Origin of the sequence: Staphylococcus sp. HMSC062H10 (assembly GCF_001836945.1) — a bacterium.
In the GTDB taxonomy this organism is placed as follows: Bacteria; Bacillota; Bacilli; order Staphylococcales; family Staphylococcaceae; genus Staphylococcus; species Staphylococcus aureus.
In genome coordinates, this window is the sequence record NZ_KV831003.1 from 158,415 (window position 1) to 180,268 (window position 21,854).

Here is a 21,854-nt window from a genome sequence, read left to right on the forward strand (position 1 = left end):
AAATTATGTGTATCAAAATTTGTGATTTGTGATCATTTTATGAACTTGGGTAACGTTTTACTTCAATTAAGTGAATCCCATTCGTAATCATTTTAATGTTTAATGTCAGCGTATCCGTCACATCTATATCGTACACTTCTAATTTTGGAAAACTCATTCGATTAACGTAATCTATAGAGTCCTTGTCCATACCATGTATCGTATGATGTTTGCGCCAAAGATTAAATAATGCACCATTTTCTTTATCTAAGGTAAAATGTTTAATCTTATACATACCGTCTTCCAGGGCATTAATGTTCAAATGAATCATTTCCGTTGCACGCATATTCATTTGATTGTCCAACGCTAAGTACGGATTAAAATGCTTTGCATCATATAACAATATTTGAAAATTTGAATCAGTTCCCGTGACAATACATGTATCATCAGAATATAAAATATTGCTTGTTAATTTATTAAATAGCAATGCCGTGAAATAGACCGGACGTTTTCCATTATATTGATGAAACAGTTCAATAGAATTCATATAATCCCGTTCATTTCTACAATGACTGACGTGCAAATCATAATTCAACCAATACCCTATGCCTTCTACCTTTGAGCTTAACTTTAATAATTGCTCAATGATGATACCACCTCTAAAATATTCGCCGTTTGTAATAAATGTATCACCCGTCAATGTATTCCAATTGAGTAAAATGAGTGGACGCTTTAGGTGATGACGATGCATTAAGTCGATAAGGTAATTCGTTTTATTAATAATCATTTGACTTGCGGTTTTAAATTCATCATCATTCATTTTATTAAAATCAACAGCATCATTTGAATTAGCATCAAATACAAAATGGTCGATGTGTGGCTCAAGTCGTTTCAACAATGGTAGCTGTCTTTCCGTAGCTTGATCTAAGTGGATGTACAAGCCACCATTAGGGAATAATGCTTTAAAATAATCAATCATTTCAATCAAAGAATTGTGCAATGTCGTCACATACAAGTTGAACTTCAAATCTTTTCTATGACTGACATGCAGGGCAACGTGATGGATAAAAATTTTAAATGCATCGATATAATCACGTGAGTCATAATGATCCAAATGCATGGTCAAACTAAAGTTATTATCTAATAAAAAGTCTAAACACAAATCGATATCATAAAATATATTCGAAATTTCTGCATCATACGTGAATGGCGCATTGAGCTTTTTCATGATATATGGCATCACATCATATGCTAATACTTCATTGACTTGAAAATCATGATGACATGTAAGCAACTGTGATTGATACTGTGTATTGAGCAAATTCCTCAAATAGCCTACTTGAATAATATGATTAAATTGATTTAGTTGGTGATTGGTTGGTTGAAAGGCAATCTCTTTATAGTTCATCTTTTCAATATCTTCAATAAAATGATTCATTTCTTCAATGTAGTCATTTAAAAGTAATATCAATTCACGGTCGTGATAATTATGTTGTGCCGATTGTTGATTTTCAGTGATTGCTGGACGATCACCTCGATATTGTTTAGGCGTTTGATGCGTAAAGTGTTTAAATGTTCTCGCAAAGCTCGCTGCACTTGAAAAGCCATTTTGCAATGCAATATCAGTAATCGTTTCATCTGTGTATGTCAAATCGAGTTTCGCATGCTCAATTCGCGTCGTATTTAAGAAATGCTGGAATCCTACACCTAGCGATTCTGCAAACTTTTTAGACAGATGGCTCTCTGACCACCCAACATATTCGCTTAATTCCGAAAGGCTTAAGTCTTCATGAAAATGTAACTCGATATAGTCGCATACTTGATTCACTTTATCATCATTTAAGATACTTTGGTTCGAATGATATGTACGCGGGACATAATGAATCATATGCATAAGCAACTGAATCACAAGTTGTTGCTCAGTCAATTTAGACAACTCATTATGTCGAATATGTGTTGAAACCAGTCTTGCCATTATATTTCTCAGTTGATGTATATTTTTTGTTGTGGTCGCATCTGTTAAGTGAAAATATAGACAATGCACATCATCAAACTTGTCTGCTAAATATTTCATTTGGAATTGGATATAACATATGATGCCATCTTGTTGAAGTTGAAATCGATACAAGTCGCGGTGGTTAATGATGAAAATGTCGCCACTGTTGCATTGCGTCATATTATTTTCATCATAAATATGTGCCTCACCTTTAATAACAAAACCAATCATTAAACCATTGAGCCTTTTGAAATCTGACATACTCTCAGTTTCTACTCGAATTAAATAATCACGTTGCATACTATCCCTCAATTCAGTAATATGAATACGTTTATTTTACATTATTTTACAGCAACATATTTGAATTTCATATTGAATCGTGTGCGTGGATGATTATTTATCCTCACTCGGTTCAAGATGTAGGCTATCACTAAAGTAAATATTTTCTCCTTTTTTCTCTACAAACGTAAATTCAATATCTTTATATCCAACTGATGAGCCTTTTAAATTACCTGTACCTTTCAACAATAACTTTGGTGCTTTATTCGTTGGTATATTATATCTTTTTCGTAATTGTTTTACATTATAGTCATCATTAGTTAATTGATATTTTGCTGAATAACTCGGCACCTCTGGATTGTATGATATATCGCCGTCTTTGTACTTCGACAAATCTTTAAAGCTGCCATATTGCGCGAAGAACTTAAAATTCTCGATTTCTTTTTTATGTTTTCGTCTTTGATACCTTTAGTTGGAATGATTTTATTGTCTACCATTTTAACGGGATATTCTATTTGATTATCCAGAGGTCTGCCATTTTCATCCTTCTTTATCGCATTAACATAGTAAAATCCTTTTGCACTTCTTGTATTTCTATTTAACTTCAAAACCATACCTTTTATATTTAAGGCTTCTCCCTTTTTCTGAATTGCCATTTCAGAACGAATAATCCACGTCCCTTTATCCTTTTTATCAAACTGATCATCACGATAACCTTCTTTATCGTATAAATCTTCTAGATTTTTAATTGGATACATACTCAATGTCTTTTCAAAACTTTTCTTAATTTCCGCTTCTTTACCCATGCCACAACCAGCAGTGAAACTAATGATTAAATACAGAAAACTAATACTTAGCACTAATTTGTTTAATCGTTTCATCATCTTACAACTCTCTTCTTTTTAAAATGATTTACTTTTGCGAATTACATATATTTATCAATTTATAACACTTTTTCACTTTAATATTATCAAAAATTCCATAAACAATCTGTTCAATTTATAATATTGTTGAATTATTACTTATTTTCAAAATAAAAACGAGTAGTGAAAATAATTAGAATCTAACTATTTTCATACTCGTCTTAATATCATTATTGAATCCTTATTTATTACTATCTATAATTTCGCTTACGATATCATCATATCCAGGCCACGGATATCCTGCATAGTCAACAATCACCCAACCCGTTCTAGCTTTCCCATTTACTTTAATCGTTTTTGCAATTTCAGGATTTATATGTGATGCATAGTTATAAGTACTATTAAATGCGCTGCCTCCAGACGCTACACTCAAGAAATTCACATATACATTGTCTTTGTTACTATCCATTTTAGCTTTAGCCAATAAATTTTTAACAGCTTCAACTTTTTTATCATAGTAATCTTTATACTCATCTTGTACTTTTAAATTTAAGCTACCATTATTAATTTTCGTTTCAAATGTCGCATTGTCTGCCCATTGAATACCTGACGTGTCAGCACCATAACCACTCTTTATGTATGTACCCCCCATTCTATTGAATAGGACAATTTTACCTTTCGTTTCTTTTAAAGTAGGATTCGCATTACTTCCTGTGTAAAAAAGATTCTGATATTGCGGGTTATTATAATAATATTCTCTAAAAATTTCTTCAAATGTCTTCGTAACTTTAGAATCGCTATCGTAGTCCTTTTTCATAGACATCACAATTGTTTCGTTTGGATAAGCACTCAAGTAATATTTAGCATCATCTAAAAATTTCCCTAGTTCATGATGCAGATAAACCATGCCGTGATGAACTGAAATCATATTATCAGCACTTGCTCTACCTCTAATATCAAAAAACCTGACTCCTGACTTCATTTGGGTAAGGTAATCTTTATCTTGAGTCTTTGCCCAAACTGATTTTACCGGATCAGTTAAAGTGAATGAGCCACTATCATGTGAGCCTGGCATATTAATCTCAGTTAAATGTTTGCTTTCATCAAGTTTACTCATCCAATTTTCTGGACTTTTACTCAACGAATCTGACGCATGTGCTGAATGATATAAACCACTCATAACTACTAAAATGATACTTAAAAACAAAGTCTTAATACACTTTTTCATAATATCAACTTCTTTCTATATTTAATACATTAATTATACATCTTTTTTAAATAAAAATATGTGTAAAATTTTAAAACTTATTTAATTGATGTTTTAATAATGTATTATAGGAATTATTGACATATGATTAAAAACCCTTAGGATAGTTCTTTACATATATAAGTTAAAAAAGGAGCTAGCTTTATAATCGCCAGCTCCTTATCGTTATCTTTTATCTTCCATTGTGTAACATACGAGGCCAAATATAATACCACCTATGCTCCAAACGATTAAATCACTTCTAGTATTTCCTAAGTCAGTGAAACCGTATATATCAGCTACAGTGCCTGCTGTCAGCGCCAATGATGTAAATAAAATTGCTAGTAAAATTGATTTTAGTTTAACGAAATCCTTACTATTTCTCTTATTTTCTTTATCTTTGTCACGCTTAACATCGTACTCTTTCAAGAAACGCAGTCCAATTATTGCTTCAATTAAAATTAAAACGATGATGATTTGAGTGGTGATTGATAGTTTAGGCTCCAAAATGTGAATGAATATGTTAGAAATTACTAACGCAAGCAAAACGAGCATTGAATATGCATATAAAATGATAAATTTTGCCCCTTTTAATTCTTTAGTTGTTCCATTCTTGTCTGTTTGAGATCCACTTATTGCATTTAATATCCAGTTGTTAAATTTCTTCATTATTCAATTTTGCTCCTTTTAAAATGTATAAATTGCTCGATAATTAAGTATCACTTGATTAGTCTAAAGAAATGCTGTCATTTCAAAATCCATTAGTAACTTTACAAATTAAAACAATGGCGATGATAATATGATGCTTTCAGCGTTTTTTAAACTAGGCTTTTCCGATAATACCAAACGCCATGTCACGTATAAATGCGCACTGATTGTTTATTGCTTCGTGTTCAAGGTTTGATTTAAACTCATCTAGTGAAAAATCATCATTAATGACACCATGTGCTTTCATTCTTTGTAGCATTACACCTACAAGCCATGCTAAATCATTATCCATTGACGTTTGAATCACTGCCTCTGCAAAATAATCTACAACATGCATTCCATTATTATTAAACAAATTATATAAATTTTGACCAATATGAATATTGCCACCTTCTTGCTTCACTGTTTCCCAAATCCATTGAATTGCTGATTGATGTAAAGATAGTACATCTGCACCAACACCTGCATTAATAGCATCACTTTCTTGAAAACATAATATACCCTCAGGTTTTAAAATTGATTTCAAAATTTGTAAACACTTTTCAGCATCCGGTAAGTACATTAATACTCTTCTACCAACAATCGCATCAAAATGCCCCATAGTTTCTGGCAATTGATATATATCAGAAGATTGATATGATACATTGTTATATTGATTGGTTTCATTTGCAATTTTAAGTAATGATTCATTCACATCAACACCGACGACTTCACCATTCGCCCCCACACGTTTTGCAATTAATTGAGTGACCTCACCAGTCGCACAACCTATATCCAGTACACGCATGCCTTCTTCAATTTGAGCTCTGTCTAATAGTTTTTCTATAAAATCATTTCTATTTTGCATGAACATAACTTCCTCTATATACTTTTTTGTATGTTATTCTACATTTCTTTCTTTAAAAATCGTCTCATAAAATGGTTTCATCTGTATTCTTTGCATGTCGCCAATTACATAAAATTCTTTCTTAGCTCTTGTCACTACAATATCAATTCATAAAACTATTATAATAAAATTCTCTCAAGAAGTGACATACTATATCTGCTACACGCAATTATATTTCAATATAGATAGCTTAGTTTTAAATTAAATCGTACAAAGATAGCAGGCGCGACACCTGCAATGTTATTTTTTCTTGTTCTTCTGTATTTTCACTGCTGTTTAGATAGATATCAAGTAGTCCGATAATACCGTTACTAATAAAATTAATATATAAGTCGTAGTCTAAGCCTTTTTCAGTAGCAACACGTGTCGGAACTTTTTTCTTAAATTCTTCTTCAATAAAATGAAGCAGTTTTTTCTTATAATTTGAAGCGTTGTTGATATTAAAAATTTTCATAAAAAACGTTCTATTATTTTCGAAAAACTCAAACCATAACTGTGTACCTTCTTGGATACCGAGACTCTTTTTGGCTTCAGAAATTTGCTCAAGTTCTATCAATTTTTCCGATACTATTTGATCTAGTAAATCATATTTATCAATATAATGTAGATAAAATGTTTTTCTCCCAATTTGCGCAAATTCAGTAATTTCTTTAATCGAAATAGTATCAAAATCTTTTTCAAAAAGTAAGGTCATAAATGCCTTTTTAATACTAGCTCTCGTTTTAACAACACGTAAATCCCCAACATTCATAATAATACTCCTTCCTTTTAAAACCCATTTTTATAAAACTGTGTATTAAAACACATATGTGCTTCCTTGTTAATTGAATTGTACATTTAAATACTCTAGTATGGCATTATACACACAAGAGTAATAAATATCTACAACAAATGAATGACTTATATAAAAAGATGGAGGCATTTAATCTATGAAACAATCAGTTAATTTTAAAAGTAAAACAAATTTATTAGCAGCGAATTTATATACACCAGAACAATTTGATGAAAGCAAAAAATATCCAGCAATTACAGTTTGTCACCCAGGTGGCGGTGTTAAAGAACAAACTGCAGGTATGTATGCAGAGAAACTTGCGGAATTCGGCTACGTTACGGTTGTATATGATGCATCACATCAAGGTGAAAGTGAAGGTTCTCCTAGATATTTAGAAGATCCATTTGCGAGAACAGAAGACGTTAGAGCTTCAGTTGATTATCTTACAACATTAGACTTTGTGGATAATGACAGAATTGGTGCGCTTGGCGTTTGTGCCGGTGGTGGATATACAGTAAGTGCAGCAAGAACAGAACGTCGTATTAAAACATTAGCTACTGTAAGTATGGTAGATATTGGTGCTTTATTCCGTAAAGGTCCTGGCGATGTAGTATCAATTAATGACCAATTGGCATTTATGACACAAGTTGCAGATCAACGTACAGCTGAAGCAAATGGTGCAGATTATGGTATCACTGGCTATGTGCCTGAAGAAATTGATGATTCTATGCCTGAAAATTCAACAATGGTACAAGGGCATGATTATTATTTAACTGAACGTGGTCAACATAAAAACGCACCAAATAAACTATTATTAAGAAGTTTTTCAGAAGTATTAACATTTGCGCCTTTCACATATATTGATGAATTGTTGACACAACCATTCTTAGCAATCGCAGGTACAGAAGCAGACACGATTGAATATAGCGTTGATGCTGTTGAAAAAGCAGCAGGCGACAACAACGAACTATATAAAATTGAAGGTGCATCACACGTAGATTTATATGATATTCCAGAATACGTAAATCAAGTGTTACCAAAACTTGAATCATTCTATAAAGAAACTCTATAAAAACCACATGCGGTAGTGTGCATTGAGGCGGACGATTTAGTCCACCTTTTTTAGTGCGTAGAAATATTTTGTAGATGGACGTATTATTAGATTAGTGTTTGAAAAAGCATATTACTAAAATGTCTGTTTTTAATTACGTTGAAGATTGTGGCGTTAATTTTTTGCTTTACAGATATGTTCGATAGGATGTCAGCTTGAATTTTATTTTCCACTCACAAATGTTTCCGCTTCTTCATTTCCAACTAAATTTGAACATCAAAAAAGAGCACTCCTGAATGAGCACTCCCTTAATTATCTTTCCGTTATATTTGTATTGTCGACGGTTTCGATTTCTTTATTTTTATTTGTAGCTTTTTTCGCAACAATTAACAACGTTGAAAGTACTGCTAAAGCTAAATAAGCATAACCGCCCGCTTGTTTCATTACAAAACTACCGTAATAGTATCTTACGCCACCTTCGTCCATATAAATTTTCGTAGTGTAAACCAAAACTAGAGATAAACCTAGACAAATTGACAAACCAATCGTAGTGTAAACCATGTATTTTTTAAATGTCTGTTTTTTCTTTTTTTGCGTATAAAGTGGTAGGAAACATAAGCCATATGGCATTAAAAAAATGATACCTGCAATACCAAAGGTAAATATGACAAGCCAAAAAAGAAATGCTGATACTATATAATATAGATAAAATTGAGAAATACCAGCAGTAGCCAAGATTAGAAATAAAAAAGTAGTAGCGAATTTATATGTCTCACTTACTTTATTGACTTTGTTAAAAAAGTTATCAATTGCTTTATTCTTTTTTGAAATATGTACTATACCTTCTATAATCACCCAAATAATACCACCAATAACTAACAAAGCAAAAACTGGGATTACGAGACTAATTAACATATCGTTCACCTACTCACCTCTATTTTCAAACAATTGTGATTGAATTGAATCATTCTAGTTTTGTAAAGTTACTTATTCAATTTATTATATTTATTAACTCTATGATAACAAAAATACTGTTTGTGTATAACAATAAATCGAGATACTCAATAATTTGATAATGTGAAATTGATACTTTTCAAAATAGTTGAGCATGGCAATTTATGATGTGTTTTGCAATCAATATTTAGTAGTTGCCGTTATGATGATTTAAGGTGAGTCCAGTCGCCGTTATAGTGCTTTGTAATTGTACTATTTTATAAGATAAATAAATGTTATAGATGGCGTCATTCATAATGAACGCTATTTAAAGATTTGAAAAAAGTGTGAAACAATCGGGTCGTGCTTAGTGGCATTTAATGATTATGAGACGATTGAAGAAATGATCGAACTTCTGTAGTATCAAAGATGTAAGTTACATAGAAATAAATAATTATTTTATTGCGCGGTCTTTCAATCTACTTAAAAGCGTGCCGATAAATTCAGATGCACACGTATACCTTGTTTGGAAATTTTAATTGCTCGTATGTCCTTTCCAATAAATGATTATCTTTGAGTTTCACCATAACTACACGTTTTCACCAATATTTATAAAAAAACATCTTTTACAAAAGATTCTAGTACTTGCTTACTGGATTCAGGATTAATTATCAAAGTCGTTTCTAAATTCGGAATATCGACATCGACATCTATTTGAAACAAACTTTTATTTTGTAATTCATCTGCAACAATAAACTCCGGCAATAGCGCAATCCCATCTGAATTTTTCAAGTGTTTTTTCAATGACTCAATTCCTAGAAATTCAATCATTTGTTTTGTTGAAAAGCTATATTTATAGAGAATCTTTTCTAACTGTTCTCTGTAACTACACCCTTTTTCAGTAACAAGTAATGTATGGTTTTGAATATCGTTTAATTTGAAATCTTTCATCTCTTTGTTAGTAACAAATATTAAACGTTCTTCAGTTATAGGAATAGCAGTTAAGTTACTATTAATAATCTTTTCGTCTGTGATAAGGCTAATATCCGATTTGAAATTAGCAATTTCTTCTTTAATATAGAAATTAGAATGTGCGGATTTAAACTTCAAGTTTACATATGGGTGTTCAGCTAACCATTCACTAATCTTATTATAGTAGCGATACAAATACTGACTTTCTTGCATGTTAATACTTATATTTACCTTCTTATTGTAAAGTCCTTTTATTTCTCTCTCGTATTCGCTATTACTATCTAAAATCACTTTAGCGTATTTAACGTATGCTAAGCCTTCTTCCGTTAGTTCCATACCATATTTTTTTCTATAAAATAATTTAACATCTAATTGCTTTTCTAATTTTTCAATATGTGTAGATACAGTTGACTGTGAATAGTTAAGTAATTCTGATGCTTTAGTAAGGTTCTTTGTTTCACTAGTTACTAAAAATGATTTTAAAATGTTTAAGTTCAAAGTAGTATCTCCTTTAGGATTCACTTTTATCGAATTCTGCATTCTAAGAATTCTGATTTAATAATAATATATTAAATATTATTATAAAGGTAAATCGAAAGGAGTTATGACTATGATTACTTGTTTATTTGGAAGTAGTAGAAAAGATGGCAATTCAAATATCGCAGTAGAGAATCTATTGAAGAATTTAAATGTCAACTTTGTAAACTTATATCAAAGTAACATTGAAAAAGTTACAGATAATCGTCATAGCAAAGATTCCAGCTTTCATAATGATGATTACGAACAAATTTTAATCAAAGTTTTAGAATCAGATATTATTATTTTTTCAACACCACTCTATTGGTACTCCATGAGTGCGTCTTTAAAACTCTTCATTGATAGATGGACCGAGTCATTGCGAGATCCGCAAATAGACAACTTCAAAGAAATCATGTCACAAAAAAAGTATTTGATTTTAATCATAGGTGGCGACAATCCGCATACCAAAGCACAACCTTTAGTCAACCAATTCAAATTAATATTTGAGTTTATGAATATTACTAACTATAGATTTTTGATCGGAGAAGGCAATAAACCATTCGATATTTTAAACGACTCTCAATTTATAGAAGAGCTCGCAAATATAAATCTTGCATTGAAAAAAGGTGATATTTATGACTGATTTGTTGAAAATTAAAAACTTCAGATTGTTCTTTTTAGCAGAAATAATTTCAGCATTCGGAGTTGGAATTAGTACAGTTGGGGCTAATTGGTATTTAATCGACAAAACTAACGACTCCCAACTATTAGGTATTATGTTAGCTTTAAATGTATTATCCGGTTTCTTAGCTTCTCCTATTATAGGTGGACTAGCCGATAAATATAATAGACGAAACATTATTTTAATCACCTATCTTCTTCAGGTAATATTATATTTACTCATTGTCATAGCACTCGTAATGATAGGCTTTGAGACCTATTTAGTGATTGGATTTGCGATTGTTAATGGGATAGGTTGGACTACGTATATGGCAACATCTAGAAGTTTAGTTAAACAGATATTAAAACCAGATCAATATACAGATGCAAATTCTCTATTAGAGATTAGTTTGCAAACAGGTATGTTTATTGCAGGTGGATTATCAGGAATATTATATAAAATAAATGGATTCACTCTAATTATAGCGATGACTATAATGATGTTTCTAATCAGCATTTTTATGTTATTTAGATTGCATGTAGATAAACCAACTCATTCAGAGGAAGAATCAACAAATAGCTTATTGCAAGAATATTTATTAGGATGGAAATTTTTAAAAGACAACATGATGATATTTATTTTTGGAGTTATTTCAATCATACCAATGATGTTTACAATGATCTTTAACATATCATTACCAGGATATGTTTATAATGTTTTAAAACTTTCGTCTGTACAATTTGGTTTTTCAGATATGTTATATGGCATTGGAGGATTATGTGCAGGTTTAATTTCAGCTATTCTTTCGAAGAAAATCTCAACTAAAGTATTGATATTTTTGTTATATTTCATATTAGTCATAAATTCAGCACTATTTATTTGGATAAACTCAGCATTTTACTTATTCATAGGATCATTTATACTAGGCTACTCAATTTCATCAATCAGAATTTATATGAATACAGCTATAATGAACACTGTTTCAGATAAATATGTCGGTCGCTCATTTACGATATGGACGTCAATTTCATTGTTACTGCAAAGTTTCATTGCTCCATTTTTAGGAAGATGGATTAATGAAATTAATGATAAATTCGGTTTCTATATTATACTCATTTTATCCTTACTCATATTTGTTACACTGCTGCTTGTTAACAAAACAGACAAAATAAAATATGCACATAAAGAAGAGTGACCGTCACTCTTCTTTTAATACCTCTTTGCATAAATTAGGATTAAAGATTTTCAGTATATAAATACCTTGCTCTACTAATTTTTGATTTTGAGTGAGACGCCCTAACCTTACCATGCATACCGACGCATATAGTGCATTGTTATTAATCTTTGAAAGTTTAAGTCCTTCATTATATGCATTAACCGCTTCGATTTTCTGTCCTTGTAATTCTAAATACTTTCCATAATTCAAATAAAAAGACATTTCAACTATTTGAAAGTTTTTAAAATCTCTCCATTTACGAATATCTTTTTTTATTCTAGAAATAACATGATTTAACGATTCATCAGTGAAAATTATAAAAATATGAGTCAAAAGAAACAAATCATAAGCATATAAAGTATCAAATTCTTTTAAATATGACCATACAATATTAGCATGTACTCTCGCACTTTTTAATTCCCCTTTACTAATATTAAATATACAGTTTAATGTGCTAGTCAAAATCTTTTTCTTTCTTATATTTAAGTTACTATCCTTTAAGATTGTGTCTATAGAATCGTTTATTGATTTATCATTACAAGAGTATACAGTCTTCCTTATCATATGAATATATTTACTGAAATAATCTTCATACATTTCTTTATGTTGATAAGCAAATTCTTCAAAAGTTACATCTAAATTTTTAAGTATTTTTGTCAAATCATTTAAATCTAGTGACGTTATACCTTTTTCAATATTGCTATATGTCTTTTGACTAATTATCCCTTCACTTATCTCTTTTTTGGTTTTACAACGATCTTCTCTTATTTTTTTCAATAACTCATTCATATTATCACAATCCTTTTGTTTTTTGTTAAAAAGCGGAAAATTAATATAAAAAAATTATTTCTACAAATATTCTCTTACAATTTTACATATATTGCAAAGGGGGCGATTAATTAATGAATTTATTATTAGGAATTATTTGGTTTGTTGGATAAAAAATAGTAATTAGGAGGAATAATTTGTGGAATTAAAATGCTTAACATGTAACTCAGAAATAAACTTAGGCGAAGGTTTAATTGAGGGGGAAATTGTAGAATGTGATTCTTGCGGACAAGAACATGAACTTGTAAAAGATGGTAATTTCTTCAAACTAGAATTTGCTCCTGAAATCGAAGAAGACTGGGGAGAATAATTTGCTAAAAATTATTTTGTCAGTAACTTTTGTTAGAGAAGAAGAAAAACAAATAGTAAATAGCCTTAAAGAATATGATGTTGAAGTAGTGATAATGACAGAAAAAAACAATCATAAATTATCCTATTTGCAAGAGTTTAATTTAGCAATAATTCGTAATTTATCTCAAGATATGTGTTTACAAAGAGCAAAGTTATTTGAATCTTTAGGTATCAAATGTATTAATACATTTGATACCATCAAAATTTGTACTGACAAACTAATACAATCTAATATTTTTTCTAATCATAATTTACCTACACCTGAATTTGAGGCTATTTTTCCAGAAACAACTTTTCCAGATCTATATAATAAATTCAAAACCCCATTTGTAATTAAACCCGTTAATTCCTCATGGGGTAGAGGTATTGTTAAAATTGACAGTCATAATGATTTTATTTTGTGGAAAGAAGTATCAACTTCTTTAGATCTCAAAAATCAAAATTATCCATACCTTGCTCAAGAATATATTATAAAAGAAAACTATGATATTAGAGCATTAGTCATTAATAATAAAATAGTGGGTTTATTTAAAAGAGTTAGTAATAACAATTGGAAAACCAATACTCATTTAGGAGCGGAAATAAAGCCTATAGAAATTACAGAAGAAATTAGTGATATTATTAACAAAATTTCGATTATATTGCCAAATGCAATTTTAGGTGTAGATTTGCTTTTCGATGTTTCAAGACAGAAATATATTATTTGTGAAGTTAATAACAATCCTGAATTTGCAAAAAGCAGTAAAATATACAAAAAAAATATTGGTGAAATAATATCAGAATTCGTAACAAAGGAGCCCAAAAATGACAAATCTGAAGAACGATTACTATAATCTATCGTTTATTTTATCAAGAGTTCTAAATACAGGGACAATAATGAGCATAGAAAAGAATGAAAAAGAACTCCCTGGCTTAGAAAATAAAGTAAAAAAATTAACTAAAAAGAAATACGCCTCTACTTTCAACTCCTATACAGGTGCATTACACGCAGCAGCTATATCATATTCATCTGGATTTGGAGATGCTTTAAATATAGCTAACACAACTGATAAAGAAACTAAATTTTTAAAATGGCTTGGGATAAAAATATCTAATACTCCAGAATATCTAGAAAGACTCCATTTAAATTTTGAAAATTTGAATGATATAATCTCGCCTAAAATACAAGATTATGAAACGTTTATATTAGATTTTACTGGTTTGGGTTTTGGACCAGCCGCGGTTATTATTACAGATAATAAAATCGTATATGAGAAAGCTGAAAAACTCAAAATTTTTGGTTCTTATGACTTAAGAACTATGTGGACACAAGAAAGAGATGCATCATCAATTGAACCCGCGATACAATTTAACTATAGATTGAGCCCATTAGTAGCTGCTTGTTTGAAATTAAGTCTAATTAAAGGAGTGAATTAAATGAAGACTGATTTTTCTCAATATGTTTTATATCCACCAAAACATGATTTGCACACTGAAAATTTGGCATATTATGGTGGGTCTCCAATATTACCTAAGGAAGCTAGAAAAACAACTTTCCCCAATACTACTAAAGAAGATATTATTCAAATGATAAAAAGCGTTTCTCAGACACCTTCAAGTATAATCGATGAATTTGAAAAAAAATACAAAAAATATGTTGGAGCTGAATATGCATTGTCTACTGCAAGTGGAACTTCCAGTTTACATCTAGCACTCATATCAGTTGGTGTAAATCCCGGAGATGAGGTTATAGTCCCAGCATTTACATTTATTGCAACTGCACAAGCCATTGTAGCAGCTAAGGCTATACCCATCTTCGTAGACGTAAATCCTCGAACATTTTGTATAGATACTGAAAAAATTGAAGAAAAGATTACACCTAAAACTTCTGTAATTATGCCTGTTCATGTACATGGTTTACCTGCAGATTTATTAGAAATACAAAAAATATGTGATAAATATCAATTAAAATTAGTTGAAGATGCCTCTCATGCACATTCTGCTAAAGTAGGTAATAAAATGTGTGGATCTATTGGCGATGCGGCTGGACAAAGCTTAATGGCAGACAAAAATTTCCCTGTTGGCGGTGAAGGCGGGATTGTTTTCTTTAAAAAAGAAGAATATTTTAGACGTGCTAAAGATTTTTTAGAAACTACACAAATCGATTACCAAATGTCTTGGATTGCAGCAGCTTTCGGTATTAGTCAATTAGATAGATTGGGTTATTATGATAAAATACGACAACGTAATGCAAATATTCTAATAGATGAACTTAAAAAAACTAGACTTTTTTCACCACCATTTATCCCAATTAATTCAACTCACAGCTTCAACATGTTTAGATTTCATATCAATGTAAATTTAGAAGAATTTAACGGCATTGAAAATTTTAAAATTAAAGAAGCTATTCAAACTTTATTAAATGAAGAAGGTATATTTGCTAGAGAATGGCAAAATAGAGTATTACCTCATCATTTACCATTTATTAATAAAATTGGATTTGGGAATAATTACCCCTTTACCTTAAACACTAACAACAACATCGATTATTTAAATCAAAAATTTCCTATTGCCGAAAATATGATAAATACTACTTTAGTATTATGCCGTGAACTGAGATCTCCTATTGAATATGAAAAGCTACTTCATTATGTTCAAGCTTTTAAAAAAATAGATAGTAATATTAATAAAGTAGTCGAGTTAAGTAATAAAATAAATGTAAAAAAACCATTTGAAAAGGATGCTAGATTAGGATGATAAAACAAAGAGAGGTAGCAATATTAGGTGGTACAGGATTTGTAGGAATGGAATTGTTCAGACTTTTACAAAACCATCCATTCTTTAGGGTTACATTTATTTCTTCCGAAAGTATGAGTGGTAAATCAATTATTAACCAACACACGTTGGACAGAAAAATGAAATATCAAAGTATAGATAGTTTAAAAAATGATTATGATGCTATATTTTCATGCTTACCCTCTGGTGTATTGCCTAATTATATAAATAAATTACTTAATAAATCAGAAGTTATATTTAATGTTAGTGGTGACTACAGACTTAATGATAAAACTCTCTCAAATCGTTACTATCCAGCAACGGAATGGGAAAACCTAAATTCAAAGGTACAGTATTATATACCTGAATTTACTAAAATTGATAGAGATAAAAAAATCATTAATTTAGGAGGTTGTATGGCAGTATCTTCAATTTATTCTCTTTATCCTCTTATCAAACATAACTTAATAGAAAACAATAATATTATTTTAGATGTTAAAACAGGCTCCAGTGGAGGTGGAAAAACCACAAAAGAATCTCATGCAGAACGCTTTAATAACTTTAGAATTCATAAAGCTTTTGAACACAAACATCAACCTGAAATAGTAATGTTTTTAAATACAATTTCACAAAATACTAATAATGTTAATTTTTCTGCATTTAGTTTAGATATACCTAGAGGAATATATGTTAGTTCATATACTAATCTTAAACAAGATGTTACAGAAATAGATGTAAAGAAAGCATACTTTCAAACTTATAAAGAATCAGTATTTATAGATTATATATCTAACATAAACAAAATTAATCTAAAACAAACTTTGGGAACAAACCAAGTATATACAAGTTTCAAACTTAATAAAAATTTATGTCTTTCTGTATCGATGTTAGACAACTTAGTTAAAGGTGCAGCCGGTCAAGCTATTCAAGCTGCTAATAATTACTTCAATATTCCAGAAAGTGAAGGTTTATCTGTTCAGAAAGGAGCTATGTGGCCCTAATGGAAAATAGCATATATGTAATTAAAGTTGGTAGTGATTCAGTATATCAAAAGGATAGTCCTATTTTATCAGAAATTAAAGATCTATTAGATAAGAATAAAAAGGTTATTTTAGTGTCTGGCGGAGCAAGAAGTATTAAAGATTATTATTATGAGAACAGTATTGAAGAGAAATTTGTTACATTATATAAAAATGGTGACTCTGTTAGATTTTCAAACTCTGAAGACATATATAATATCAAAAACGCTTATTTAAATGGTGTTTTAAAAATTTTAAAAACAGAATTTTCGGAATATAAAATTTATTGTCATACCGGGGATTTTAATAATCTAATTTCAGGAGAAGTAGGCAAACCATTGAAGATAAATCAGAATGGCAAACCACAAATCTTGAGAGGATCACATTACGGTACCATAAAAAGTATTAGTGAAAAAAACGTAAGGAATTTGCTGGCAATAAATGACTTAATTATTTTATCTCCTCCTGTTTATGAAGAAAGTTTAAAATCAATCATTAATGTTGATGCTGACATGTTAGCATCTCATTTAGCCGTTTCTTTAAAAGCTGCTCATCTGAGATTTGTTACTTCTTCTCCAGGTATATTAAAAAATATTAATGATTCTGAATCGTTAATAAAAGATATTTACTTAGACAGCGACTTAACTTCCGTAAAAGGGCGTATGAAACAAAAAGTAAGAGCTGCAAATTTCGCTTTAAAAAACGGATATTGCGATATTCAAATCTGTGGATATAACAGTTTATATAAATCCCATTCAACCTTCTGGAGAATGAATAGTTATACTAAAAATATTGATTTAAAAAAAGTAATAAACATACCATCCGTATCAACAGATGAAGAAGTATTATCTATATATTTATTAGAAAAATACAAAAGTGTATTTGACAAGTCATATATTGATAATGCTGGTAATATCGTATTTGAAAAAGGGAATGGTTCAAACACCGTATTATTATTAGGGCATATTGATACTGTTCCATATTATTGGACTCCTAAAAACACTGAGAATAATATTTTTGCAAGAGGCAGTGTCGATGCAAAATCTAGTTATTTCAACTTTGTTCAAGCTGCGATAAACATATCAGTACCTAAAAACTGCAAATTACTAGTTATTGGCGCTACTGAGGAAGAAGTATCTTCTTCAAAAGGAGCTTTTTTTGTGAGAGATAACTATGCTGCAAATCATGTCATAATTGGAGAACCAAGTGGATATAATGCTCTTACATTAGGATACTTTGGACTTACTAAATTAAAACTAACTATTTCAAAAAAAAGAGAACATTCTGCAGCAAAAGATAGTGTCGGTATCATTGAAATGCTACTCGATTATATAGAACAGTTAAAGGCCTTTATAATGGATTTAGATTCACAAAGCTTATCAACGATATTAGATATAAAAAAATACAAGGATAATGAAAAAGATTTTGCTACTTGTACAATAAACTTTAGAACAAGTATTAAATCACCAGAAAATCTAATGGAACAAATTTTTAATTTTAATAAAGAATTTAAAAATACTAAAATCAATATTTTAAGAAGTACTAAAGGATATACTAGCAAAAGAACAAACGATATTGTAAAATCATTCAACTTCGCTTTTAAAACAAATGAAATCTCTCAATATAAGTTTTTAAATAAAAAAGGTACAAGTGACATGAATACTCTAGCTACGACTTGGAATGTTCCAATGGTTGCTTATGGCCCTGGAGATTCATCTTTAGATCATACTGAAAACGAACAAATTGAATTATCTGAATTTGATAAAAGTAATAAAGTTCTTGTATCTTCATTGCAAAACTTATTTTCAAGGATAGGAGATTAATTTCATGCACTTCATAAAAAGTTTAGAACTTGATGCTAGAGAATTAAGAAAAGAGCTAATTGACATTGCAAATTCAGAATATGGTTGCCACTTGGGTGGTTCTTTATCAGTTTTAGATTTATTATACGCTTCATATATAAATTTCGAAAATAGCGAAATAATACTTAGCAAAGGTCATACATGCGCAGCATTATACGCTATTCTCTATAAATTAAATAAATTAAAAGAAAAACCTTCATTAAGTTATGGAAAGTTCAACTCGCTTTTAACTGGTCACCCTAATCATCTAATACCAAACATAACCTTCTCAACTGGCAGCTTAGGTCACGGTTTACCATATGGCATAGGGGTGTCTTTGTCTAATAAATTAAAGCAGAAAGAGTCAGGAGAAAATACAATAATTATAGGTGGTGATGGTGAGTTACAAGAAGGTTTAATATGGGAAACTTTGCAAGTAGCCAGTGGTCAAAACATTGCCAACTTTATTTATATAATCGATAAAAACAATGGTCAAAATGATGGAGCAACTTCAAGTATCTCTCCTTATCATAACTTAAAAAGTCGTTTTTCTTCGTATGGTTTTGATGTTCTAGAAATTAATGGACATGATTATAAAGAGATATTAGAATCATTTTCAAAAAAAGAGCAAATCACGCTCTAGTAATTATTGCAAATACCATTAAAGGTAAGGGAATACCTTCTCTAGAAAATAATTTTTCATCTCATTACGTAAAAATCAATGAGGCTACTGCCCAAAAATGGAAGGAGGAGTTAATTTAATGCTATCATCTAGAGACGCATATAAGCATGAATTAACCAAACTGGCATATAAATACGAAGATATCATTGCAGTTGAAGCAGATTTAGGCGGTAAAAAACATATATTTAAACAACATCACCCTTCACGCTTTTTTAATTTCGGCATCGCCGAAATGGCTTCCATTGATATATGCAGCGGCTTAGCTCAAAAAGGATTCAAACCATACTTTTCAACCTTTGCTCCATTTGTAGCATTACGATGTGCAGAATCATTAAAATTATCTCTTAGCTACATGGAACATAATATAAAAATTATTGCTTGTTATGGTGGTGTTTCTGGCGGTTGGTTTGGAACTACACATCATTGTCTAGAAGATATGTCAATTGTGGCAACTCTTCCAAATATAACAATCGCATGCCCTCATGGTGAAGAAGAAGTCCGAAGCGTCATCAGAAAATCTTATTTTGAAGATAAACCATATTATATAAGGCTATATAGAAATGATACTTTTGAAAGTATAAAAAATCCTTATAACAAACCTTTTGTAATAGATGGAGAATTTGATAAAAACAACAAAATGACATTAATATCTATTGGAGAAATTTCTACAGAAATTTGTAAAGAAATAAATGATAAATCAAATAAAATTAATCATATACATTTGATTTATGTAGATAAAGATTCGCTAAAAACTTATATAAATGAATTGTCTTCTTTACTTAAAGGACACAAAATCATTACAGTTGAAGAACATAGACAAACAGGTTCTATATCGAACTTACTAGCATCTTTAATTGACAATACAGTGATCCCATTCACACCTAATGATGAATATCCACACCATGGCGGTTCACATGCTGAAGTACTAAATCAATTGGGATTTAGTAAAGAAAAGTTATTAACATTACTTAAAGAGGTGGAATAATGCAAGATAAAATATTCGCATTTGTTGAACCTAGTTTTTATGGTGTTAAATATGTTGAGTATACAAAAAGATTAGGTTACAAAATTCTTGTAATAGTAAATGACAGCACAAATCCAATCACATATGGATATTCAAATGACTACGACTACCTAATAACATGTGACATCCGGAATAAAGAGGATATATATAATGCTATTAAATCTTTTAAATATTCCGATAAAATTATTGGATTGTTGCCAGCAACTGATTATGCTACACCAAACGCTTGTTGGGTAGCAAATAAATTAGGATTAAAATCTATGGGCTATCAATCTGCAATCGCTGCTAGAAATAAAAATATTGCTAGAGATTTATTTCTAAAATTTAATGTTCCAAGTCCAAAATATAAAGCTATCCGATCTTATGAAGAAGCTAAGGAATTTGCTGATTTAATAGGATATCCATTAGTATTAAAGCCAACAAATACTGCAAGTAGCCAATTCGTTTCGCTAATTCATAATCAATCTCAACTTAAATCATCCTTAGAAGAATTATTAAATTTCAAAGAATCTTATATGGGGTTTAAGGTCAACGACATTTTCTTAATCGAAGAATTTATGCGTGGCCAGGAATATAGCATTGAATTATTTTTAAATTCTGGAAAAACAGAGTTCTTGGAAGTCACAAAAAAATTAAAATCAAAGCCACCATATTTTGTAGAATTAGGCCATATTATACCCGCACCTATTGATAATAAAAGTGAATTTGCAAAAATTGCTGAAAATGGAGCAAAAGCTTTAGGCATAGAGAATGGCCCCCTTCATATAGAAGTAATAGACACTATTGATGGATTAAAAATCGTTGAAATTAATGGTAGACCTGGTGGAGACGAAATAACATCACAACTAATCCCACTATCTTTTGGAGTTAATATATTCCAAAATACAATTTTCAATTATTTAGGGGAAAACTTGAAATTTGAAAAAAGCCGTCAAAAATATAGTATGATTTATTATTTTACAGCCCATAAAAATGGCAAATTAAAAAAAATACATGGTTTAGAAAAAATTAAGCAACTAGAATTTGTTAATACGGTAAGGTTAAATGTTAGTCTTGGTGATTCAGTCAGAATACCTGAAAACTCTGATGATAGGTTAGGTTACATTACCTTTTATTCCGATTCCTATAATTCTTTAATTAAAAATAAAAAAGCGATAGAAGAAACTCTCAAAATTGAAATACTATGAACATAAACTAACGGTATTTTTGTGCATTTAAAAATATCTATTTTTAAATTGTAATAAATAGTATAATATTACATTTCAAACACACTT

The 21,854-nt window shown here is 30.1% G+C and carries 20 protein-coding genes and 2 pseudogenes; 12 read left to right on the plus strand and 10 right to left on the minus strand.

What is annotated here, in order from left to right:
• Nucleotides 1-37 precede the first annotated feature (37 nt).
• From HMPREF2658_RS13700 to HMPREF2658_RS13725, 7 genes and pseudogenes are all read right to left on the minus strand, one after another.
• Nucleotides 38-2,275: a transcriptional regulator AryK gene (locus HMPREF2658_RS13700; protein ID WP_001188483.1), complete on the minus strand. Its 2,238-nt coding sequence runs from the start codon at nt 2,273-2,275 to the stop codon at nt 38-40.
• 93 nt (nt 2,276-2,368) lie between these two features.
• Nucleotides 2,369-3,138: pseudogene (locus HMPREF2658_RS13705) on the minus strand (tandem-type lipoprotein).
• 220 nt (nt 3,139-3,358) lie between these two features.
• On the minus strand, nt 3,359-4,345 hold the full coding sequence (locus HMPREF2658_RS13710; RefSeq protein ID WP_000710567.1) for a phosphatidylinositol-specific phospholipase C: 987 nt from the start codon (nt 4,343-4,345) through the stop codon (nt 3,359-3,361).
• A gap of 204 nt (nt 4,346-4,549) precedes the next feature.
• Nucleotides 4,550-5,032 carry a hypothetical protein gene (locus HMPREF2658_RS13715; protein ID WP_000714391.1) on the minus strand — a complete coding sequence of 161 codons (483 nt, stop codon included), beginning with the start codon at nt 5,030-5,032 and terminating at the stop codon, nt 4,550-4,552.
• A gap of 154 nt (nt 5,033-5,186) precedes the next feature.
• Complete coding sequence (locus HMPREF2658_RS13720; protein WP_001621785.1) at nt 5,187-5,924, minus strand: methyltransferase domain-containing protein; 738 nt, start codon at nt 5,922-5,924, stop codon at nt 5,187-5,189.
• 27 nt (nt 5,925-5,951) lie between these two features.
• Nucleotides 5,952-6,065: pseudogene (locus HMPREF2658_RS14970) on the minus strand (hypothetical protein); the annotation flags it as partial.
• A gap of 88 nt (nt 6,066-6,153) precedes the next feature.
• Nucleotides 6,154-6,708, minus strand: coding sequence for a TetR/AcrR family transcriptional regulator C-terminal domain-containing protein (locus tag HMPREF2658_RS13725; RefSeq protein ID WP_001100493.1), 555 nt, complete (start codon nt 6,706-6,708; stop codon nt 6,154-6,156).
• 178 nt (nt 6,709-6,886) lie between these two features.
• Between HMPREF2658_RS13725 and HMPREF2658_RS13730 the strand changes: the two genes are divergently transcribed.
• On the plus strand, nt 6,887-7,801 hold the full coding sequence (locus HMPREF2658_RS13730; RefSeq protein ID WP_000814443.1) for an alpha/beta hydrolase: 915 nt from the start codon (nt 6,887-6,889) through the stop codon (nt 7,799-7,801).
• A 291-nt stretch (nt 7,802-8,092) separates the two neighbouring features.
• On the opposite strand, the gene HMPREF2658_RS13735 is transcribed toward HMPREF2658_RS13730, so the two are convergent.
• Both HMPREF2658_RS13735 and HMPREF2658_RS13740 read right to left on the minus strand, forming a co-directional pair.
• The gene (locus HMPREF2658_RS13735; protein WP_001621787.1) at nt 8,093-8,695 is read right to left on the minus strand and encodes a hypothetical protein; all 603 of its coding nucleotides are present in this window, start codon (nt 8,693-8,695) and stop codon (nt 8,093-8,095) included.
• Between the two features lie 627 nt (nt 8,696-9,322).
• Nucleotides 9,323-10,183 carry a LysR family transcriptional regulator gene (locus HMPREF2658_RS13740; protein ID WP_001052504.1) on the minus strand — a complete coding sequence of 287 codons (861 nt, stop codon included), beginning with the start codon at nt 10,181-10,183 and terminating at the stop codon, nt 9,323-9,325.
• Between the two features lie 112 nt (nt 10,184-10,295).
• Here HMPREF2658_RS13740 and HMPREF2658_RS13745 point away from each other — a divergent pair, with 112 nt between their 5' ends.
• Both HMPREF2658_RS13745 and HMPREF2658_RS13750 read left to right on the plus strand, forming a co-directional pair.
• Nucleotides 10,296-10,847: a flavodoxin family protein gene (locus HMPREF2658_RS13745; protein ID WP_000627032.1), complete on the plus strand. Its 552-nt coding sequence runs from the start codon at nt 10,296-10,298 to the stop codon at nt 10,845-10,847.
• Nucleotides 10,840-12,060 (plus strand): MFS transporter, encoded by a 1,221-nt coding sequence (locus tag HMPREF2658_RS13750; protein ID WP_070854485.1) that lies wholly within the window; start codon nt 10,840-10,842, stop codon nt 12,058-12,060. Before HMPREF2658_RS13745 ends, HMPREF2658_RS13750 begins: the two co-directional genes overlap by 8 nt.
• Nucleotides 12,061-12,063: 3 nt before the next feature.
• Here the strand turns inward: HMPREF2658_RS13750 and HMPREF2658_RS13755 are convergent, their stop codons facing one another.
• Nucleotides 12,064-12,870 carry a helix-turn-helix domain-containing protein gene (locus tag HMPREF2658_RS13755; protein ID WP_001004209.1) on the minus strand — a complete coding sequence of 269 codons (807 nt, stop codon included), beginning with the start codon at nt 12,868-12,870 and terminating at the stop codon, nt 12,064-12,066.
• Nucleotides 12,871-13,048: 178 nt separating this feature from the next.
• On the opposite strand from HMPREF2658_RS13755, the gene HMPREF2658_RS13760 reads away from it, so the two are divergent.
• From HMPREF2658_RS13760 to HMPREF2658_RS13800, 9 genes are all read left to right on the plus strand, one after another.
• Nucleotides 13,049-13,219: an alpha-aminoadipate/glutamate carrier protein LysW gene (locus tag HMPREF2658_RS13760; protein WP_000420547.1), complete on the plus strand. Its 171-nt coding sequence runs from the start codon at nt 13,049-13,051 to the stop codon at nt 13,217-13,219.
• A gap of 1 nt (nt 13,220) precedes the next feature.
• Complete coding sequence (locus HMPREF2658_RS13765; protein WP_000912563.1) at nt 13,221-14,093, plus strand: RimK family alpha-L-glutamate ligase; 873 nt, start codon at nt 13,221-13,223, stop codon at nt 14,091-14,093.
• The gene (locus HMPREF2658_RS13770; protein ID WP_000183177.1) at nt 14,065-14,676 is read left to right on the plus strand and encodes a hypothetical protein; all 612 of its coding nucleotides are present in this window, start codon (nt 14,065-14,067) and stop codon (nt 14,674-14,676) included. The genes HMPREF2658_RS13765 and HMPREF2658_RS13770 overlap by 29 nt, the downstream gene beginning before the upstream one ends.
• A complete protein-coding gene (locus HMPREF2658_RS13775; RefSeq protein ID WP_000845237.1) occupies nt 14,677-15,996 on the plus strand; it encodes a DegT/DnrJ/EryC1/StrS aminotransferase family protein in 1,320 nt (439 codons plus the stop codon).
• On the plus strand, nt 15,993-17,015 hold the full coding sequence (argC, locus tag HMPREF2658_RS13780; protein WP_000595461.1) for an N-acetyl-gamma-glutamyl-phosphate reductase: 1,023 nt from the start codon (nt 15,993-15,995) through the stop codon (nt 17,013-17,015). Before HMPREF2658_RS13775 ends, argC begins: the two co-directional genes overlap by 4 nt.
• Nucleotides 17,015-18,856, plus strand: a complete 1,842-nt coding sequence (locus HMPREF2658_RS13785; RefSeq protein ID WP_000431739.1) for a M20/M25/M40 family metallo-hydrolase — start codon at nt 17,015-17,017, stop codon at nt 18,854-18,856. The genes argC and HMPREF2658_RS13785 overlap by 1 nt, the downstream gene beginning before the upstream one ends.
• A 4-nt stretch (nt 18,857-18,860) precedes the next feature.
• Entirely contained in the window at nt 18,861-19,517 is a 657-nt protein-coding gene (locus HMPREF2658_RS13790; RefSeq protein WP_223876702.1) for a 1-deoxy-D-xylulose-5-phosphate synthase N-terminal domain-containing protein, read from the plus strand.
• A gap of 118 nt (nt 19,518-19,635) precedes the next feature.
• Nucleotides 19,636-20,541, plus strand: a complete 906-nt coding sequence (locus HMPREF2658_RS13795) for a transketolase family protein (RefSeq protein WP_000953187.1) — start codon at nt 19,636-19,638, stop codon at nt 20,539-20,541.
• Complete coding sequence (locus tag HMPREF2658_RS13800) at nt 20,541-21,767, plus strand: ATP-grasp domain-containing protein (protein ID WP_001152729.1); 1,227 nt, start codon at nt 20,541-20,543, stop codon at nt 21,765-21,767. Before HMPREF2658_RS13795 ends, HMPREF2658_RS13800 begins: the two co-directional genes overlap by 1 nt.
• Nucleotides 21,768-21,854: the final 87 nt, after the last annotated feature.

Bases quoted from the DNA above. Each gene is read 5' to 3' on its own strand.
- HMPREF2658_RS13720 (WP_001621785.1), bottom strand. From the start codon at position 5,924: ATGTTCATGCAAAATAGAAATGATTTTATAGAAAAACTATTAGACAGA.
- HMPREF2658_RS13800 (WP_001152729.1), top strand. From the start codon at position 20,541: ATGCAAGATAAAATATTCGCATTTGTTGAACCTAGTTTTTATGGTGTT.
- HMPREF2658_RS13735 (WP_001621787.1), bottom strand. From the start codon at position 8,695: ATGTTAATTAGTCTCGTAATCCCAGTTTTTGCTTTGTTAGTTATTGGT.
- HMPREF2658_RS13700 (WP_001188483.1), bottom strand. From the start codon at position 2,275: ATGCAACGTGATTATTTAATTCGAGTAGAAACTGAGAGTATGTCAGAT.
- HMPREF2658_RS13730 (WP_000814443.1), top strand. From the start codon at position 6,887: ATGAAACAATCAGTTAATTTTAAAAGTAAAACAAATTTATTAGCAGCG.
- HMPREF2658_RS13775 (WP_000845237.1), top strand. From the start codon at position 14,677: ATGAAGACTGATTTTTCTCAATATGTTTTATATCCACCAAAACATGAT.
- HMPREF2658_RS13745 (WP_000627032.1), top strand. From the start codon at position 10,296: ATGATTACTTGTTTATTTGGAAGTAGTAGAAAAGATGGCAATTCAAAT.
- HMPREF2658_RS13750 (WP_070854485.1), top strand. From the start codon at position 10,840: ATGACTGATTTGTTGAAAATTAAAAACTTCAGATTGTTCTTTTTAGCA.
- HMPREF2658_RS13710 (WP_000710567.1), bottom strand. From the start codon at position 4,345: ATGAAAAAGTGTATTAAGACTTTGTTTTTAAGTATCATTTTAGTAGTT.
- HMPREF2658_RS13715 (WP_000714391.1), bottom strand. From the start codon at position 5,032: ATGAAGAAATTTAACAACTGGATATTAAATGCAATAAGTGGATCTCAA.
- HMPREF2658_RS13795 (WP_000953187.1), top strand. From the start codon at position 19,636: ATGCTATCATCTAGAGACGCATATAAGCATGAATTAACCAAACTGGCA.
- HMPREF2658_RS13770 (WP_000183177.1), top strand. From the start codon at position 14,065: ATGACAAATCTGAAGAACGATTACTATAATCTATCGTTTATTTTATCA.
- HMPREF2658_RS13790 (WP_223876702.1), top strand. From the start codon at position 18,861: ATGCACTTCATAAAAAGTTTAGAACTTGATGCTAGAGAATTAAGAAAA.
- HMPREF2658_RS13725 (WP_001100493.1), bottom strand. From the start codon at position 6,708: ATGAATGTTGGGGATTTACGTGTTGTTAAAACGAGAGCTAGTATTAAA.
- argC (WP_000595461.1), top strand. From the start codon at position 15,993: ATGATAAAACAAAGAGAGGTAGCAATATTAGGTGGTACAGGATTTGTA.
- HMPREF2658_RS13755 (WP_001004209.1), bottom strand. From the start codon at position 12,870: ATGAATGAGTTATTGAAAAAAATAAGAGAAGATCGTTGTAAAACCAAA.
- HMPREF2658_RS13785 (WP_000431739.1), top strand. From the start codon at position 17,015: ATGGAAAATAGCATATATGTAATTAAAGTTGGTAGTGATTCAGTATAT.